We start from the raw sequence: 19451 nt of genomic DNA on the forward strand, positions 1-19451 counted from the left end.
GTAACAATTAGTTATCTACTATCAACTTAGTATGGACAGGACCCGGAAAACCAACTTTGCACGGATGACTTTGCCGGACATTGGGCGCACAATGCCAACCTTTCAGTGAAAGCGATTATGGGCGTAGCCGGATATAGCGAGATGGCTCGTATGCTCGGTTTGAATGATGTGGCAGATAAATATGCAGCGACAGCCAAGAAAATGGCGGTGAAGTGGGAAGGAATGGCAAATGAAGGCGACCACTACCGTTTGGCTTTTGACCGTAAGAACACTTGGAGCCAAAAATACAATATGGTTTGGGATAAGTTGTGGAATCTGAATCTGTTCCCTAATAATGTAATCGGAAAAGAAATCAGCTATTACTTGACAAAACAGAATCCTTATGGACTTCCTCTAGATTCCCGCAAAGAATACACAAAATCCGACTGGATTATGTGGACAGCAGCTATGTCTCCGGATAAAGAGACTTTTCAGAAATTTGCTAATCCTCTCTATAAATATATCAACGAAACGGTATCTCGTGTGCCTATCAGTGACTGGCATCATACAGACAGCGGCAGATGGGTCGGCTTCAGAGCACGTTCAGTAATCGGAGGATACTGGATGAAGGTATTAATGGACAAAGTTCAGAATAATCAATAATTTAAATCTAGTGTATTATGAAATGTAAAACTATGAAACATGGGAGCATAGGGCTACAGTGCATGATGTTGGGATTCATCTTTGCAGTCTGTCTTGGTAGCTGTAAAGATAGTAAAGATGAGACATCAGCGCCTTACGATCCGAATCAGCCGGTAGAGGTGACAGATTTTACGCCTAAATCGGGAGGTGGAAAAAAGAAAATGATTATCTATGGAAGTAATTTTGGAACAGACCGTTCTATCATTTCTGTAAAGGTAGGTGGAAAAGATGCGATTGTTGTCAGTGCCAAAGGTACCAGTATTTACTGTTCTACACCGGAAAGCTGTTTTGAAGGGACTGTCGAAGTGAAAGTTGGTGAGCAAACGGTGATATTGCCTGAAAAATACCAGTATGAACCGCAAATGGTAGTAACGGACTTATGTGGTGATGTGGACGAATTGGGTAATGGAGATGTCGTAGAGACTGGGCCGTTCGATAATTGTGGAAAAATAGAGTATCCTTTCTGGTTCTCTTTCGATCCCCAACATCCTAACATTCTTTATTTGTCTCAAAATAATCAAAGTAGACCTTTAAGAGTGTTGGATTTGGAAAAGAAAATGATCTATTCCAAAAAATTGGATAATATTGATCGTACAACGACCATTACATGGACGAATGATGGAGATATGGTATTGGCTACCCCACAAAATAATGGTGCTACGAATAGAAATAATATTATTTTAGAGCGTGGCAGCAGTGCCGATGGGCAGGATTTCAAAGAGTCCAGTTGGGTGCCTTTGACGCATGGCAATGCTTGTAATGGATCTATGATTCTTCCACAAACGGGAGAGCTTTATTTCAATCATCGTGCAACGGGCAATGTATACAGATATAATTTTATAGAGAACGGCTATAATAACAATCCGAATGTTCCTAACGGAGCCGGATTGCCTGACCTTCTGGCATTTAGTGTGCCTAATCAGACGGTTGACTTCAGTATGGTCCCTCATCCAACGGGGAAATACATTTATATCATCATGCATGAGTCACATTATATCCTTCGTTCCAATTATGATGAAGAAACCAAAAAACTGGTGACTCCGTACATCGTATGCGGACAATCCGGTGGGGCTGATTATAAAGATCTTGTAGGTATCAATGCGCGTATCAATAAACCTGGTCAAGGTGTTTTCGTACTCAATGAGGAATATAAGGCTGCTAATAAAAGTGATTGGTATGACTTTTATTTTACGGATACAGAAAATCATTGTATCCGAGTGTTGACTCCGGATGGAATAGTTTCGACGTTTGCCGGACGTGGTTCTGCCTCTTCAACTAGTTATAAATGGGGTAAGCAAAACGGAGAGATACGCGAGAGAGCTCGTTTTAATAAACCGATAGCTTTGGCCTACGATGAGGCGACGAAGACTTTCTATGTTGGCGATTCGGGAAATTATAAGATTCGGAAGATTGCCAAAGAGCAGGCTCCGGACGATTTAGTCGGAGCAGAACCTAGTGACAGTGAGAATCAAGAAAATCAATAAAAAGAAGAACACATGAGAGTAAAAGAATTTATTACGATTTGCCTGTTACTGGTCTCTGTTTCCCTTTTTGCTCAGGAGAAGACATTTGAGGTGACAGGAGTCGTGACAGATACAAATAAAGAGCCGTTGGTCGGCGTCAATGTGACAGTGAAGGATAAGCCGGGCTTGGGAGCGATAACAGATATCAACGGACGTTACAAAATTAAGATTGAGGAATTTTCCCGTTTGGTATTCTCGTATATCGGTTTCGATACGCAAGAGGTATTGGTGAAACGTCAGAATTTGGTCAATGTATCGATGAAAGAATCGGATGCCAGGGAAATTGATGAAGTGGTTATCACGGGAACCGGTGCACAGAAAAAGTTGACCGTGACCGGTGCCGTGACGAACGTAGATGTCGAGGTTTTAAAATCTAATCCTTCAGCCAACCTCTCCAATGCGTTGGCGGGAAACGTGCCGGGTGTGCTTGCCATGCAGACTTCCGGACAGCCGGGTGTGAACACCTCTGAATTCTGGATTCGTGGTATATCTACTTTTGGTGCCAATAGCGCTGCATTGGTGTTGGTTGATGGCTTTGAACGTGATCTGGATGAAATCAATATTGAAGATATTGAATCTTTTACTGTATTGAAAGATGCTTCTACTACAGCGATTTATGGTCCTCGTGGTGCAAATGGAGTAGTGCTGATTACAACCAAACATGGTAAGGAGGGCAAGATTAAGATTAATGCTAAGGTGGAGACCTCTTATAATGCGCGTACCATTACGCCGGAATTTGCGGATGGTTATACTTATGCCATGTTGATGAATGAAGCGCGAATTACTCGTAATCAGGAGAGAATGTATCAAGATGATGAAATGGAGATTCTGCGGTTGGGACTTGATCAGGATTTGTATCCGAATGTAGACTGGATGGACGTGCTGTTGAAAGATGGAGCGATGACTTATCGTGCCAATTTGAATATGAGTGGTGGCGGCAGTACGGCACGTTACTTCGTGTCTCTTAGCTACGTCAATGAAGAAGGTATGTATAAAACAGACGAGGCCATGCGCAAGGATTACAACACCAATCCTAGTAGCCAGCGTTGGAACTATCGTTTGAATACAGATATTGACATTACGAAGAGTACTCTTGTCAAAGTAGGGGTGTCCGGTTCATTGAAGAAACGGAATGCACCGGGACAGGGTTCTAACGTATGGACTTCTTTAATGGGACAGAGCCCGATCAGTATTCCCGTCATGTACTCTAACGGTTACATTCCTTCACACGGAACGGACGATAATCGTAATAATCCTTGGGTACTTGCTACACAGAGTGGTTATAAGGAAATCTGGAATAATAAGATTCAGACCAATATCTCTTTGGAGCAAAAGTTGGATTTTATCACCAAAGGTTTGCGCTTTGAGGGACGTTTCGGATTCGATACAAACAATCAGAGTGAAATCGATCGGATAAGAATGCCGGAAACTTGGCGCGCTCAAAGAGACCGTGATGATGAGGGGAATGTGGTTTACAAGCAACAGAACGCAGAAAAACCGATGGCACAAACCAGTTCTTCTACTGGTGAGCGGCGCGAATTCTTGGAAGCATTCTTACAATATAGTCGTGCGTTCAAAGCGCATCATGTGGGTGGAACATTGAAATATAGTCAGGATGCTTATCGGACCACGGTTGGTATAGGAACGGATGTGAAAAATGGGGTTGCCCAACGTCACATGGGATTGGCAGGTCGTGCCAGCTATAACTGGAACTATCGTTACTTTGCCGATTTTAATTTTGGTTATAATGGTTCGGAAAATTTTGCGGATGGACACCGTTTCGGCTTTTTCCCGGCTTTTTCTTTGGCTTGGAATATAGCGGAAGAGAAGTTTGTCAAGAAACATCTGAAATGGATGAATATGTTCAAGTTGCGTTATTCTTATGGTAAAGTGGGTAACGACAAGATGAATGAACGTTTCCCCTATTTATACACGATTAATGATAATGGAAGTGGCTGGACTTGGAGTGATTACAATTCTTCGGACAATGTTTATACAGGAATGTGGTATACACAACTGGCATCCAATAATGTTACTTGGGAAATTGCAACCAAGCACGATGCAGGTGTGGATCTCTCCTTATTCAACGACAAGTTTACGGCTACTGTAGATTATTTCCACGAACGGCGTGACGGTATCTATATGGAACGTAAATATCTGCCGGGCATTGTGGGGGTGAATAGTAACCCGAAAGCGAATGTGGGAAGTGTGCTGTCGAAAGGTTTTGACGGGAACTTTGCTTATAAGCAGAAGTTGGGAAAAGTCAATCTGACTGTCCGCGGTAATTTCACTTACAGTAAAAATGAGATTCTGGAGAAAGATGAAATGAATGCGGTTTACCCTTATCAAAAAGAGGCCGGTTATCGGGTGAATCAGGCGAAGGGATTGATCGCTTTGGGGTTGTTTAAGGACTACGATGATATACGCAATAGTCCGCAGCAAACCAACTGGGGAAAGGTTCAACCGGGTGACATCAAATATAAGGATGTTAACGGAGACGGAATTATCAATGCGAGTGATGAGGTGGCTATCGGTGCCACAACGAAGCCCAATTTAATTTATGGGTTTGGTATCTCTGCGCAGTGGAAAGGGTTCGATTTCAATGCACATTTCCAGGGGGCAGGCAAATCTTCGTTCTTCATTAACGGGCCTACCGTATATGCCTTTAGTGGTAGCCAGTGGGGAAATGTCCTGACAAATCTGGTGAAAGACCGCTATGTCGATGCGGAGACAGCTGCCACATTGGGTATCTCTGCCAATGAGAATCCGAACGCTTCATATCCGCGTCTTAGTTATGGAGGAAACGACAATAACTATAGGGCCTCTACCTTCTGGCTAAGAGACGGTTCTTATTTGCGCTTGAAAACATTGGAAGTGGGCTATACCTTACCGAAATCGATCGTAAACAAGATGCGGTTTAATAAGATACGTGTATTTTTCATTGGTACCAACCTCCTGACGTTTGCCAAATTTAAAGAATGGGATCCGGAAATGGGAAGTACTAACGGAGAGAAGTATCCGCTTGCCAAAACATTTACTTTGGGGTTGACTGTGAATATCTAATTTAATGCATGAAAAATGAGAAAGATATATAAACTGTATATTGGTATTATGCTGAGCGTGATTGCCGTTGCTTGTTCGGATAAACTCGACTCAGATAAATATTTCAAAGACCGTCGGTCTTTGGAGGATGTGTTTACTGACAAGGAAAACACGGAAGAATGGTTGGCAAATGCCTATTCCTATTTGGGAGGATACAATCTGGAAGTATCTATGATGCTGAATACAATCACTAATTTTGCCGATGACATTTATTTCGGAGGCAATAGTCTCGCAGGGTATAAGACTTTTAAGACCGGTACTTACGATGAGAGTTACCGGCACTCATGGGATGATAGTTATAAAGGTATCCGCCAAGCCTCTATCTTCATTCAGAATATTGACATGAACACGAAGTTTACGGAAGAGGAGAGAGCGGATCTGAAAGCGCAGGCGCGCTTTGTCCGTGCTTACTATTACTGGTTGTTGTTACGCAAATACGGTCCTGTACCCTTGCTGCCCGATGAGGGATTGGATTATACTGCCACTTATGATGATCTAGCCATTCAACGCAGTTCGTATGATAAGTGTGTGGAATACATTGAATCGGAGATGCTTCTGGCTGCCAAAGATCTGCCCTTGACCCGTGCCATTAACCAGGTGGCACGTCCTACGCGCGGAGCGGCATTGGCTGCTCGTGCCAGAGCATTATTGTATTCGGCTAGTCCCATCAATAATCCCCGCCCGGGAGATGCGGACAAGTTCTCGGATATGGTAGATTACGACGGAAATTGTTTGATGTCACAGGAATACAATGAATATAAGTGGGCCAAAGCAGCTGCTGCGGCCAGAGATGTGATGGAACTTCCCGGAGAAAATAGCGGACATCGCTATGAACTCTATCATAAAAAGGCGACTAACATTGCCGAACCCGGATATCCGGCTACCATTGCCCCTTACCAGGACGATGACTTCTCAACGAAGACATGGGACGAAGGTGGTTATAGTGATATAGACCCTTATGAATCTTATCGGGCAGTTTTTAATGGTGCATTAGCGATGTATCAAAATCCGGAGTTGATTTTCAGTCGCGGACGTAACCAGGGAGGTAACAGCCTGGTTGAAATGGTGAAGCTTCAAATGCCGAGAACTTTAGGGAACGGAAGTAATGCTTACGGTATGACATTAAAGATGTGTGACGCTTACTATATGTATGACGGTTCAGAGTTTGACCGCCAAACCTTTTTGGACACTTGTCGGGTTGGAAACCGTTTTGTGACTGAAAAGGAAGGACAAGCAGGGACATATCCTCATTTAAAGAAAGGAGTGTGGAAAGAATATGCATGGCGTGAACCTCGTTTCTATGCTTCCGTTTCTTTCAATGGTTGCGTGTGGTCTTTACTGAAAAATGCAGAGACAACAGACTATAAGAATGACGTTGAGAAGCAGGTCAACTATTATTACGGCATCAATTCTGACGGTTTCTCCGGTACAGGTGTTTATTTGCGGTCCGGCATCGGTATCATGAAGTATGTACATCCGGATGATACGAATCGGAAAGAAATCAAAGCGAAAGCGGAGCCAGCTATTCGTTTTGCCGAAATTCTGTTAATCTATGCCGAAGCTTTGAATGAATTGGAAGACGGATCTTCATACAACATTCCATCGTGGGATGGTTCTACTAGTTATACTGTCAAACGTGATATTGATGAAATGAAAAAGGGCATCAGAGATGTGCGTCGTCGCGCAGGTGTTCCCGATTATACCATGACAGAATATCAGGATCGGGATGTGTTCCGTACGAAACTGAAACATGAACGTCAGATTGAGTTCATGGCAGAAGGACAGCGTTATTTCGATTTGCGCAGATGGAAAGATGCAGAAGTGGAAGAATCCAAGAAAAATTACGGATGTAACTTTTATATGTCGGATACAGAGGAGCAGAGAGAACAATTCTACACTCCGATTGAAATTGCGGATTTGCCCACTGCCTTCTCACGCAAGCTCTATTTCTGGCCGATCAGCCACGATGAGTTGAAACGCAATAAACGGTTGACACAGAATCCGGGATGGACATACAATGATTAATCTCCTAATAAGAATATGATATGAAGAATATATATATTTATTTAAGTTTATTGGCTGTCATCGTCTTGGGAACCGCTTGTAATAATGAGTGGGAAGATGAGCAGTATGAACAATACGTCTCTTTCAAAGCGCCTATCGCTTCCGGAGGCGATGGTGTTACTACTATCTACGTCAGATATAAGGAGGATGGGAAAGTGACTTATCAATTGCCTGTAGTTGTCAGCGGCTCTACAGTGAACGGACAGGACAGAGATATTCATATAGCGGTGGATAAGGATACACTGCACACGTTGAATATCGAGCGTTTCAGTCTTTATCGCCCGGAACTGTGGTATACGGAACTGGAGGAGGACAAATATGAATTCCCCGAAACGGTGCATATTCCTGCCGGTTCGTGTGTAGAACAGTTGAATATCGATTTCAATTTGCAAGGCATTGATATGTTGGAAAAGTGGGTTTTACCACTAACCATTGTAGATGATGAGTCTTACAATTATCAAAGTCATCCGCGCAAGAACTATGCGAAAGCTTTGTTGAATGTGGTTCCCTTTAATGATTATTCAGGTTCGTATGCGGCTTCGTCCATGAAAGTGTATACTTATATCAATGGTAAGCCCGATACCAATGCCAGAACGACCGATAAGCGCACCGCGTATGTGATAGACAACAATTCCGTATTCTTTTATGCCGGTCTGATTAATGAAGACATGGATAAGGATATCCGTAAGAAATACAAAATCAATGTGCGTTTTAGGGACGATGAAACATTGGATATGGAACCAGATGATCCCAATAACGAAATGCAGTTCAAATTGATAGGAACACCTATCTATAGCAAAACATCGATTATGGATGCTACACGCCCTTATTTGGAACGTCGTTATGTTCAAATCATGTTTGAATACGATTTTCAGGATTTCACCTATGGTGGAAGTGGTATAGAAGTCATTCCCATCAAATATAGGGTGGAAGGAAGCATGACGCTTCAGCGGAATATCAATACCCAGATTCCGGATGAAGATCAGCAGGTTGAATGGTAATCCTATTAATAAATAGAAATAGGGAAGATATAGGAAATTATATCTTCCCTATTTGCTTATAAATAGATTATGACCGACAGCTTTCACCTCTGTTTACCTGTTTTTTTCCTTTATTGATTTGTATTTTTCCTTTTTTAAAAGAAAACTTCTCTACTTTTGTTCTGTAGGTCAGTCATACAAAAAACGACAAGAAGTACAGTTAATTAAATCAAAATAGTTATGAACATCAAGAAACATTTGCCTTGGCTCGGAGCTTTGCTACCCGTGGTCAATATGCAGGCAGAGACAAAACCCAATGTTGTCATTATCTATATAGATGATATGGGAATCGGAGATATCGGTTGTTATGGAGGTAAGTTTGTCCCCACTCCGAATATTGACAAGATAGCGCAGGACGGATTATTATTCAATCAATATTATTCCTCGGCACCGGTCAGCTCACCTTCCCGTTGCGGACTGACAACAGGGACATTTCCTATAACACAAGGAATCAACACCTTTTTAAATGGGAAAGCTGCTAATAAAAAATGTGAGCAACGCAACTTTCTAAGCGATAAGGCTCCTTCTATGGCACGTGCTTTTCAGAGTGCAGGTTATGCTACCGGACATATCGGGAAATGGCACATGGGAGGCGGACGCGACGTGCGCAATGCCCCTTCTATTAGGAATTATGGTTTCGACGAATATATATCAACGTATGAAAGCCCTGACCCTGATCCGGCAATCACTGCTACCAACTGGATCTGGTCAGCTAAAGACAGTGTAAAACGTTGGAGACGTACCGAATACTTTGTAAATAAGAGTATTGACTTTGTCAAACGTCATAAAGACCAACCCTTCTTCCTGAATCTGTGGCCGGATGATATGCATACCCCTTGGGTACCGGAATTTAAGCAAAAAGAAAACAAAAGCTGGAATACGGAAGAAGCCTTCATTCCTGTTCTTGCTGAAATGGATAAACAGATCGGACGTTTTATCAAAGCACTGGAAGAGCTGGGATTATCAGAAAATACAATCGTGATTTTCACTAGTGACAACGGACCGGCTCCCAGCTTTCAATCCGCTCGTGCTGCTTATTTAAGAGGAACTAAGAACAGCCTTTATGAAGGTGGTATTCGTATGCCGTTCCTGATAAAATATCCCAAGAAGATAAAGGCCGGGCAAGTGAATAGCGAAAGCGTGTTGTGTGCAGTCGATTTATATCCGTCTTTGTGTGCAATAGCCGGGATTGCAACAGAAAAAGGCTATCAAGGAGACGGACAAAATTATGATAAAATTCTTTTGGGTAAGTCAAAAGCTAAACGTAAAACAGATTTGATGTGGGATTTCGGAAGAAATCAGTTCTTTAAGAAACCGGGAAACCCGAATGACAGAAGTCCTCATCTGGCTATACGCAGCGGTAACTGGAAGTTGCTGATAAATAGTGATGGAAGTGATGCGCAATTGTATGATATTGAAAAAGATAAGTTCGAGAAAAATGATGTAGCACAGTCGCATCCGGAAGTTGTAGCCAAGTTAAGTAAAAAAGTATGTAAATGGTTTGAAGAGAATAAAGATAAAGGAAAAGAGTAATACAGTGAAAAACAAATTATAAACCAACATTAAACTTATGAATTCTAAATTATTACTATTGCCGACTGCTTTGATGGTTGCCGGTAATTCTGTAGCGGAAGCGAAAGGGAAAAAGTCGGATAAACGCCCTAATATTCTGGTAATTCTTGCAGACGATCTCGGGTACTCCGATTTGGGATGCTATGGTAGTGAGATTCATACTCCTAATTTGGACAAACTGGCACAAGAAGGAGTACGATTTAATCATTTTTATAATGCAAGCCGTAGTTGTCCGACGCGTGCTTCCCTATTGACGGGACTTTACCAGCATCAGGCCGGAATCGGACGAATGACCTTTGATGCTCACTTACCGGGCTATCGTGGGACACTCTCACGTAATGCCGTTACCATTGCCGAAGTATTGAAGGAAGCAGGATATACCACCAGTATGGTTGGAAAATGGCATGTTGCAGAAACTCCTCTGCGCAAAGATCAACGCGAATGGCTGGCACACCGTGTTTTCCATGACACATTCTCTGATTTGTGTCATTATCCTGTAAATCGTGGGTTTGATTCTCATTATGGAGTTATTTATGGGGTAGTGGATTATTTTGATCCGTTTAGTCTGGTAGAAGGTGAGGTACCCATAAAAGAAGTACCCGACGGGTATTACATCACACAAGCTCTTTCAGACCGTGCTGTACAGGAAGTAGAAGAATACGCAAAAGATGACAAACCATTCTTCATGTATCTGGCTTATACAGCACCACACTGGCCGCTGCATGCATTGCCGGAAGATATTGAGAAATACAAGGATACCTATAAAGTAGGTTGGGAAGCTATCCGTAATGCCCGCTACGAACGTCAGAAGCAATTGGGCATTTTCCCGGGAATGGATAATTTCTTGTCCGAACGTCAGTTTCATGACAAATGGGAAGACAATCCGCACGCGGAATGGGATGCCCGTGCCATGGCTGTTCATGCTGCCATGATCGACCGTGTAGACCAAGGTATCGGGCAGGTTATTGAGGCTTTAAAAAAGACTGGGCAGCTTGATAATACATTGATTCTTTTCCTGTCTGATAATGGGTGCAGTAATGAAGATTGCCAGAATATGACTGGTGGGGAGAACGACCGTCCGGATATGACCCGTGATGGAAAGAAAATCATTTACCCACGTAATAAACAAGTATTGCCCGGACCACAAACTACATACGCTTCATTAGGAGCCCGCTGGTCTAATGTGGCTAATACTCCGTTCCGCTTCTGGAAAGCTAAATCTTATGAAGGAGGTATCTGTACTCCGATGATTGCCCACTGGCCGAAAGGTATCAAAAAGAACGTAGGTGGCATGACGTCTGAAATCGGCCATGTGATGGACATTATGGCTACTTGTATTGATCTGGCGGATGCAGAATATCCTACAACGTACAAAGGACATGATATTCTTCCTATGGAAGGAAAGAGTTTGCTTCCGATCTTTAAGACCGGACATCGTAAAGGACATGATTATTTAGGTTTCGAACACTTCAACGAACGTGCTTTCCTGTCTAATGATGGCTGGAAATTAGTTCGTCCGAAAAATAACTCTCAATGGGAATTGTACAACTTGAATGAAGATCGTAGTGAGCAACACGATCTGGCTGCTAAATATCCGGAAAAGGTGGCAGAGATGGCAAAGGCTTATGAAGCATGGGCGAAACGTTGTATGGTAGAACCTTATCCGGGACAGAAAAAGAAATAAGAATTATTTCATAGAAAATGGGTTTTATATAAAACAGATTAATAGAGGACTGAACAAATAATGGGGATGAAGGATTCCGGGTCAGGAATAACTTCATCCCCATTAATATATTCACATACTAACTTGACTAATCCGTAATAGAGATTATTGTTCTGTTTTGCTAATAGTAGAATACCTCATGCTTCCTATTTGTCCATCTTTACCCAGTGTTTCCGCTTGAATAATCAACGGAGTGGAATATTGATTATTATAACATTCAATCACCGCTTTCCCATTTTCATCAGCTTGTACGGATGGATTCCAGTATAACGTCCGTCTTTTATCTACTTTGTCCATATACAGCTCCTTGGTCGGGTAGGCGGGAGAATAATATTCCAATGGACGGGTATATCCTTGGATAACAGTTTGCCGGGTACCTAGTACCGCACTTTGGCTTTTATTCAATACATCGCGTCTGGGCAGGGGAATCAGGTAGAAAACACTATATTTATCCAGTTTGCTTATATCGACTCCTGTACTATCGGTCACCTCGGACATCTTTGTATTTTGGATGATGTCGTCATCAATACCTCCGGTACCTTTGCTAATGATGATAGAAGCTAATCCGTCCACCTCGGTCAGCATCATTTGAGTTTCTGTTTCAGACAAAATGTGATTATCCATAATATAGCAGATCGGTTTCTGGCGATACGTATGCTTGTCATTGGTACGATCCCAATAAAATTGCGGGCTCAACTTTTCCATTAATTCGGGAATGGTAGTGACAATCTTTCCATTATCGCGTAATACATCCACCGAACGGCGTACATCGTAATAAGCATCAATACTCTTCTCGCTGATCTTGGTAGCCATGTTACTTCCTTGCCGGCGTTTGCTTTTTATTTCCACCTCATCCAATACATAAAGTCCTTCTACCTTCCGGATAGAATCCATGTATAGAGAATCAAAACTCTCGGCTTTCTGTTGCCAGTAGGCCAGGTCTTTCCATTCCGGATGAAGCTCTTTGTAGCCGTAGGCCCGCGGAGCGGGGGAGAAATTACGGTCGATCAGGATAGAAGCATCCTTATTACGTTCTTTACCGACTTTCCGGGTTTGGATCACTGCCTCCGTCGTTCCTTCAAAATCTTCCACCGGAATGGTGAAACGACCGTTTTCATCGGTCACGGTTCCTCCGGTTATGAATTGATCGTCCTTCTTCACTATCACGCTAAGCGCAATATCTTTCAGCTTATTTTTGAGAATGGTTGATTTCACCTGCCCGTTCAGTGCCAATTGTGCTTCCGGCAATTGAAGCGGAGTGAAAGGAGCGGTAGAGATGGTCTGGTTCATGTCATATTTACGCCATCCGTGCACCATCAATAAAACATCCAGTTCGGTTTGCTTTCGCGGAGACGGGGATGCGAAGTAATAACCGGGTTGGTGGATATATCCTTTTAAATCGGAGGTTAACAGCAGATCGGTGAAAATATTGTTGTCATACTCCAGGTAATCCGACCGGACACCATCCCGGATGCTGACTGACAATTCTCCGGATACTGGTTCTCCCTTAGCATTCTTTACTTGCAATTCGCAACGAATGGGAGCGTAGGGAGCGTACACTTCTTTCAATCCTTCCGTCGATATTTGCAGGGGAGCACGCGGATTGGCAAAGACGAAACGTTCGCACAATGTATTACCTGCCCGGTTGATGAGGCTGACCTGCAGTACACCTGCCGGTAGTTTACGGGTGGGCAAAATAAACTCCTGCGGAGCATCTGCCCGGCAACTAATCAGCTGATGAATAGATGGACGCCCTTGATGACTGATAAATACAGCCAATGTGTCTTGAGGAGTGGCGGCATTGCAGGATACTCTCACCAAAAGGGCACCGGCATTACTGACAGTGCTTAAAACATACCCGTTGGGCAATGCCTGTGGAAGTGTGAATTCATATTTCTTTCCTTGAAAACTGACTTTAGCGATCGCGGGTTGAGCGGAAGGAGTATATTCAAAATGTCCTATTCCATCGTGCAAAGTTTCGAAAGAGGTGATCTCTGTTCCTTCTTTGGTATAGATCGTTCCCGATAATTCAATGTCCCCTCCATTCTTACTCTCCGCCTTGAAAGCGACTTGCGAAGTTACCCCCTCCACTAATTGTCCTCCTTCAGGGAAAAAACGCAAATTAAACTTCTCCTCCGTTTCAGACGGACGGTTCTTCATCGACGAACTTAGTTCGTAAGTCGTGATACTACGTTCCAATTTATCACTATTGGAAAGCTGATAAATAGGAAAAGTGCGCGAAAAATACTGTGGCTCATCGAAAGCAAGCATCCAGCGCGTATAGGCGCGTACCTCATAATAACCGGATAGCATTGAATGAGGAAGAATAAATTGCCCATTTCCTTCTCCCTGTGTCAGCTTGATAATTTGTTTATCTGCTATATGCCCTGTCTGGTCTACTAACTCCACATACAGAGGGCGACTGATCAGACTGAAAGTCTGCTTTTCGGCAAGGGTGACATAAGCTTTGAACCAAATTGTGTCACCGACGTAATAACTCGTATTATCAAAATGTAAATACGCTTTCTCCCGTGGAAAGTTGTTGGCGAATGTTTGTGCCTGGTTCATATATTGTTGGAATATAACCTTGGCGGGAGGTACTTCTCCTGACACATACGCGGTCAGGAGATTATATACAATGAATATCAGTACGAATAGTTTGTTTTTCATGGTAGTTTACTATTTTTTTATTTCTCTCGGCCTACTTGGAATCTTTTCGAAGATAGCTTTAATACGTTGCATATCCAGCTTGGGACGTCGGTCATAATAATAAATTCCATTTTTCTCTAAATCAATGTCGGTCAATTGCGTGTAGCAAAATCCTGTAACATCGGGTGAAGAAGCTATCGTCTGGATTAGCCCTTCCAGTCGTTCGTAGAATCCCTCTTCGTTGGTAAGCATTCCTCCATATCCCCACGAGTTATCCCGTTTGGTCGATTCTGTCCAAAGTATACCTCCGAATTCTCCGATGAAAAAAGGCTGATTGTTGTAGAACGCCATTCTGTTGTTAGGCTTCAAGTGTTGTGCAAAACGTATGGCGTCAGATTCGTAGTTCCTGATACTCCAGATGTCACTCATGAAGTGTACGTCCCCTGCAATACCGTTCACAGGACGTGAAGGGTCTATGGCTTTGGTCAGTTGATAGGTGCCGATGCACAGACGCATCATTGTACCCGACAGGAGGGATAATGCATCTTCAAGCGGCTGATTGAAGGGAACCCAGGTTATGATTGACGGATGATTGCGATCTCGTGTGATAACTTCTGTCCATTCGCTGAGGAAGTTGCGTGATGCTACTTCATTCTTGATATTCATACCCCAGTTGGGAGATTCTCCCCAGGTTATAAATCCCAATTTGTCAGCCCAGTAGTGGAATCTTTCTTCAAATACCTTTTGATGAAGGCGTGCTCCGTTGAATCCGGCTGCTTTGCTTAGTAGAATATCATTTTTCAGAGCTTCGTCGCTTGGAGCTGTCCAGATTCCATCCGGATAATATCCCTGATTTAGGACGAGGCGTTGAAAGTAAGGCTCATTGTTTAAATAGATCATTCCGTCTGATGTATGCACTTTACGCATACCTACGTAAGATTTTACCTCATCTACGGTTTCTCCGGTCGAATTTTTGACGCTGTAGACAATATCATAAAGTTGCGGATCTTCGGGACTCCAGAGTTTCATATTCTTGACGGGAAGAATGACAGGAATCCCATTATTACATTTTATTGTTTTTTGAATCACCTTTTTCTGGTTGTCGTACAAGGTGATTTGAAGTGTCCTGTCATTGGATGCCTGATAAAATTCTGGTGTGATGATTAGCTGCCCTTCATCAATATCCGGGATGGTTACGGCTGATTTCAGGCCATAGTGAGAAACTGCTTCCATCCATACTGTTTGCCAAATCCCTGTGGTACGGGAGTAGAAACATCCATAGGGAGATATTCGGGTGGATTGTTTACCGATAGTTTGAAGTCCGGAACGGGCATCATCTGTAACATAAACAACCAGATTGTGTTTTTGTCCCGCTTTTACGGCAGTAGTTACATCCATTGAAAAAGAAGAACTTCCTCCATAATGACTGCCTACATAATGTCCGTCGATGAAGACTTCTGTGTAATAGTCAACTGCTCCAAAGTGCAGTATGATTTTCTTTCCCTCCCAGTCGGAAGGCATGGATATGGAACGCTGGTACCACATCTGATTGATAAAATCTGTATAATTCACTCCTGACAGCTTGCTTTCAGGACAGAAAGGGACGGTAATTGTATTACTGAGTTGCTTGGCTGCTGTCAACCGCCGGCTTTTCCCCGAATTGGAGAAATCGAACTCATATGTCCATTCACCGTTGAGATTAATCCATTCGGATCTTTCAAACTGGGGTCTCGGATATTCCGGACGAGGAATATCATTGGTCGCATTTAATGTAAAGGATAACAATAAACCGACCAAAATCAGATGTGTCTTTTTCATTCTACTATTTTTTTATTTTGCGTTTGGTGCGCAATTTTTAGTGTATTAGTTTTATACAAAGATAGTGTATCTGAAATACAAAGGAGGAAACATTTTGTTCAATAAAAGAAAAAAGCTGTTCATTCTAAAAGGTTACATTGAATTAAACATCGAAAATGGAAGGTTACTATTGTATTTTAAATGGGGAATTTTCTTTCTAGGTATCACATATACCTGATTTTGTTCTTTATTGATTAGCATTTTTCCTTTCTTTTGCATAAACTTCTCTACTTTTGTTTTCCAGATAATTGATAATACTATGGTAAAGAAGAATTTCTTAATGACTGCCCCCTTACTGATGGCATCGTTTTGTTCGGCACAGGAAAAGCCGAACGTCGTACTGATTATGGTAGATGATATGGGTTATTCCGATATCGGCTGCTACGGTGGAGAAATACTGACCCCTAATATTGATGCGTTGGCATCCAAAGGAGTACGCTTCACCCAATTTTACAACACTTCACGTTCTTGCCCCGCCCGGGCCAGTTTAATGACAGGACTATATCAGCATCAGGCGGGCATCGGGCAAATGTCCGAAGATCCGTTTAAGCAAGAGAATCAAAAGAGTCCGAACGACTGGGGAGTGCCGGGATATAAAGGATTCCTGAACCGGAACTGTGTCACAATAGCCGAGGTCTTGAAAGAAGGAGGCTACCATACTTATATGGCTGGTAAATGGCATCTGGGAATGCATGGAGAAGAAAAATGGCCTTTACAACGGGGATTTGAACGTTTCTATGGTATCCTGGCAGGAGCTTGCAGCTATCTTCGACCATCAGGAGGACGCGGGTTGACGCTAGATAACACCAAACTTCCGACTCCGGAAGCGCCTTATTATACAACGGATGCATTTACTGATTATGCCATCCGCTTTGTTGATGAACAGAAAGACGATAAACCTTTCTTCCTTTATCTGGCTTTTAATGCTCCTCACTGGCCGTTGCAGGCGAAAGAGGAAGACATTCAGAAATTCACAAAGATCTATCGTGAAAAAGGATGGGATGAAATTCGTGAAGCAAGACGGAAACGGATGACTAAAATGGGAATTATTGACTCGAGCACAGAATTCGCCGAATGGGAAAACCGGAAATGGGATGAATTGACGGAGCAGGAGAAAGATAAAGTAGCCTATCGGATGGCTGTTTATGCAGCACAGGTGCATTGTGTAGATTATAATGTAGGAAAATTGCTGGATTACCTGAAGAAGAATCATAAACTGGACAATACGCTTGTCATGTTCCTGTCCGACAATGGTGCTTGTGCCGAACCTTATGCAGAATTAGGAGGCGGAAAAGTGTCAGAGATCAACGACCCGGCTTGTAGCGTATTCCCTTCTTATGGAAGGGCATGGGCACAGGTTTCCAATACTCCGTTCCGCAAATACAAATGCCGTTCTTATGAAGGAGGTATTTCTACCCCTCTCATCGTGTCGTGGAAAAACAATCTGAAGAATAAAAAAGGTGAATGGTGTCGTGTTCCCGGTTATCTGCCGGACATTATGCCGACTATTCTGGAAGCGACAGGAGCCGCTTACCCGGAAACTTATCACGGTGGAAACAAAATATATCCATTGGTAGGAAGCAGTCTTTTCCCTGCTATTCAAAAGAAAACAGACTCTTTGCACGAATATATGTACTGGGAACATCAAAACAACAGAGCGATCCGCTGGGGCAACTGGAAAGCGATCCGCGACGAAAAAGGAAAAGAATGGGAACTGTATGACGTGGTTAAAGACCGCACCGAACGTAACAATCTGGCAGAACAGCACCCTGAAGTATTGACGAAACTGGTTACCGAATGGGAGAAATGGGCGAATGCTAACTTTGTATTGCCTAAACATCCGAAGAAATAATTAGGAGGAACACAAAATGAATAAATTGCTATTGAGCGCATCCGTTGCATTGGGTTCTACCAGCCTGGCATATGCACAGCAAACGGAAAAACCGAACTTTGTGTTGTTTATAGCCGACGACTGTTCCCATTATGATCTGGGCTGTTATGGAAGTGTTGATTCGAAAACTCCGAATATCGACCGTTTCGCTACCCAAGGAGTACGTTTCACACAAGCCTATCAGGCTGTCCCGATGTCATCACCTACCCGCCATAATTTATATACAGGTTTATGGCCTGTACGTAGCGGGGCTTATCCCAATCATACTTGTGCCGATGAAGGAACATTGAGTGTCGTGCATCATCTGCAACCATTGGGCTATAAAGTAGCATTGATCGGGAAATCGCATATCGCTCCGGAATCAGTATTTCCTTTCGACCTTTATGTACCTTCTTTGAAAGGAGGAGATTTGAATTTTGAAGCGATTCAGAAATTTGTTTCCGATTGCAAAGCAAAAGGAGACCCTTTTTGTCTGTTTGTTGCTTCCAATCAACCGCATACTCCCTGGAATAAAGGAGACGCTTCGCAGTTTAATGCAGATAAACTAACCTTACCCCCTATGTATGTGGATATTCCCCAAACACGCAAGCAGTTTACTCGTTATCTGGCAGAAATCAATTTTATGGATCAGGAGTTTGGCAACGTCCTTTCTATTCTGGATCAGGAAAAGATGACAGATAAATCTGTTGTCGTATATTTGAGCGAACAAGGCAACAGTCTGCCTTTTGCCAAATGGACTTGTTATGATGCGGGAGTACATTCTGCGTGTATCGTCCGCTGGCCGGGAGTGATTAAGCCGGCAAGCGTGAGTGATGCATTGGTGGAATACGTCGATATTGTTCCTACCTTTGTCGACATAGCAGGAGGAAAGCCGCAGGCGAAAATGGATGGAGAAAGCTTCAAACCGGTGTTGACAGGCAAAAAGAAGGAACATAAAAAATATTCTTTCTCCCTTCAGACCACGAGAGGTATCAATGCCGGATCGCCGTATTACGGAATCCGTTCGGTATACGACGGCCGGTACAGATATATTGTCAATCTCACTCCGGAAGCTACTTTTCAGAATGTTATGACGAGTTCTCCTTTATTCAAGGAGTGGAAAAGTCTGGCGGAAACGGATAGTCATGCGAAAGCTATGACGACCAGATACCAGCATCGCCCTGCTATCGAACTGTACGATGTGAAGAATGATCCGTATTGTATGAAAAACTTGGCGGAAGATGCGGGACAAGCCTCTACCATCAGCCGGCTGGATAAAGAATTGAAACGATGGATGAAGGATTGTGGAGACGAAGGACAAGCTACCGAGATGCGTGCCTTCGAACACATGCCGGGAAAGAAAAAATAAG

10 protein-coding genes and 1 pseudogene are annotated in these 19451 nt (G+C 43.0%); 9 read left to right on the forward strand and 2 right to left on the reverse strand.

Going from position 1 to position 19451, the window contains the following annotated elements:
* Positions 1 to 30: 30 nt before the first annotated feature.
* The 7 genes and pseudogenes from AAHJ11_RS11325 to AAHJ11_RS11355 all read left to right on the forward strand — a co-directional run.
* Positions 31 to 642: pseudogene (locus tag AAHJ11_RS11325) on the forward strand (glutaminase domain-containing protein); the annotation flags it as partial.
* Positions 643 to 659: 17 nt separating this feature from the next.
* Complete coding sequence (locus AAHJ11_RS11330) at positions 660 to 2165, forward strand: IPT/TIG domain-containing protein (RefSeq protein WP_148364128.1); 1506 nt, start codon at positions 660 to 662, stop codon at positions 2163 to 2165.
* Positions 2166 to 2177: 12 nt separating this feature from the next.
* Positions 2178 to 5267: a SusC/RagA family TonB-linked outer membrane protein gene (locus tag AAHJ11_RS11335; RefSeq protein ID WP_148364127.1), complete on the forward strand. Its 3090-nt coding sequence runs from the start codon at positions 2178 to 2180 to the stop codon at positions 5265 to 5267.
* 15 nt (positions 5268 to 5282) lie between these two features.
* A complete protein-coding gene (locus AAHJ11_RS11340; RefSeq protein ID WP_148364126.1) occupies positions 5283 to 7331 on the forward strand; it encodes a RagB/SusD family nutrient uptake outer membrane protein in 2049 nt (682 codons plus the stop codon).
* A gap of 20 nt (positions 7332 to 7351) precedes the next feature.
* Positions 7352 to 8371 (forward strand): DUF4973 domain-containing protein, encoded by a 1020-nt coding sequence (locus AAHJ11_RS11345; RefSeq protein WP_148364125.1) that lies wholly within the window; start codon positions 7352 to 7354, stop codon positions 8369 to 8371.
* A gap of 219 nt (positions 8372 to 8590) precedes the next feature.
* Positions 8591 to 9943 carry a sulfatase gene (locus AAHJ11_RS11350; RefSeq protein ID WP_148364124.1) on the forward strand — a complete coding sequence of 451 codons (1353 nt, stop codon included), beginning with the start codon at positions 8591 to 8593 and terminating at the stop codon, positions 9941 to 9943.
* Positions 9944 to 9980: 37 nt separating this feature from the next.
* Positions 9981 to 11666, forward strand: a complete 1686-nt coding sequence (locus tag AAHJ11_RS11355; protein ID WP_148364123.1) for an arylsulfatase — start codon at positions 9981 to 9983, stop codon at positions 11664 to 11666.
* 144 nt (positions 11667 to 11810) lie between these two features.
* On the opposite strand, the gene AAHJ11_RS11360 is transcribed toward AAHJ11_RS11355, so the two are convergent.
* Positions 11811 to 14375: a hypothetical protein gene (locus AAHJ11_RS11360; protein ID WP_148364122.1), complete on the reverse strand. Its 2565-nt coding sequence runs from the start codon at positions 14373 to 14375 to the stop codon at positions 11811 to 11813.
* 9 nt (positions 14376 to 14384) lie between these two features.
* A complete protein-coding gene (locus AAHJ11_RS11365; RefSeq protein ID WP_148364121.1) occupies positions 14385 to 16172 on the reverse strand; it encodes a glycoside hydrolase family 2 protein in 1788 nt (595 codons plus the stop codon).
* 298 nt (positions 16173 to 16470) lie between these two features.
* Here AAHJ11_RS11365 and AAHJ11_RS11370 point away from each other — a divergent pair, with 298 nt between their 5' ends.
* Together AAHJ11_RS11370 and AAHJ11_RS11375 are read left to right on the forward strand one after the other, a co-directional pair.
* Positions 16471 to 18063, forward strand: a complete 1593-nt coding sequence (locus AAHJ11_RS11370) for an arylsulfatase (protein WP_167511710.1) — start codon at positions 16471 to 16473, stop codon at positions 18061 to 18063.
* A gap of 16 nt (positions 18064 to 18079) precedes the next feature.
* Entirely contained in the window at positions 18080 to 19450 is a 1371-nt protein-coding gene (locus tag AAHJ11_RS11375; RefSeq protein ID WP_148364120.1) for a sulfatase, read from the forward strand.
* The last annotated feature ends 1 nt before the right edge of the window (position 19451 follow it).

It is taken from the genome of Bacteroides sp. 90-K9/2, assembly GCF_047310725.1.
GTDB lineage: Bacteria > Bacteroidota > Bacteroidia > Bacteroidales > Bacteroidaceae > Bacteroides > Bacteroides vicugnae.

Bases quoted from the DNA above. Each gene is read 5' to 3' on its own strand.
- AAHJ11_RS11330 (WP_148364128.1), top strand. From the start codon at position 660: ATGAAATGTAAAACTATGAAACATGGGAGCATAGGGCTACAGTGCATG.
- AAHJ11_RS11335 (WP_148364127.1), top strand. From the start codon at position 2,178: ATGAGAGTAAAAGAATTTATTACGATTTGCCTGTTACTGGTCTCTGTT.
- AAHJ11_RS11340 (WP_148364126.1), top strand. From the start codon at position 5,283: ATGAGAAAGATATATAAACTGTATATTGGTATTATGCTGAGCGTGATT.
- AAHJ11_RS11345 (WP_148364125.1), top strand. From the start codon at position 7,352: ATGAAGAATATATATATTTATTTAAGTTTATTGGCTGTCATCGTCTTG.
- AAHJ11_RS11350 (WP_148364124.1), top strand. From the start codon at position 8,591: ATGAACATCAAGAAACATTTGCCTTGGCTCGGAGCTTTGCTACCCGTG.
- AAHJ11_RS11355 (WP_148364123.1), top strand. From the start codon at position 9,981: ATGAATTCTAAATTATTACTATTGCCGACTGCTTTGATGGTTGCCGGT.
- AAHJ11_RS11360 (WP_148364122.1), bottom strand. From the start codon at position 14,375: ATGAAAAACAAACTATTCGTACTGATATTCATTGTATATAATCTCCTG.
- AAHJ11_RS11365 (WP_148364121.1), bottom strand. From the start codon at position 16,172: ATGAAAAAGACACATCTGATTTTGGTCGGTTTATTGTTATCCTTTACA.
- AAHJ11_RS11370 (WP_167511710.1), top strand. From the start codon at position 16,471: ATGGTAAAGAAGAATTTCTTAATGACTGCCCCCTTACTGATGGCATCG.
- AAHJ11_RS11375 (WP_148364120.1), top strand. From the start codon at position 18,080: ATGAATAAATTGCTATTGAGCGCATCCGTTGCATTGGGTTCTACCAGC.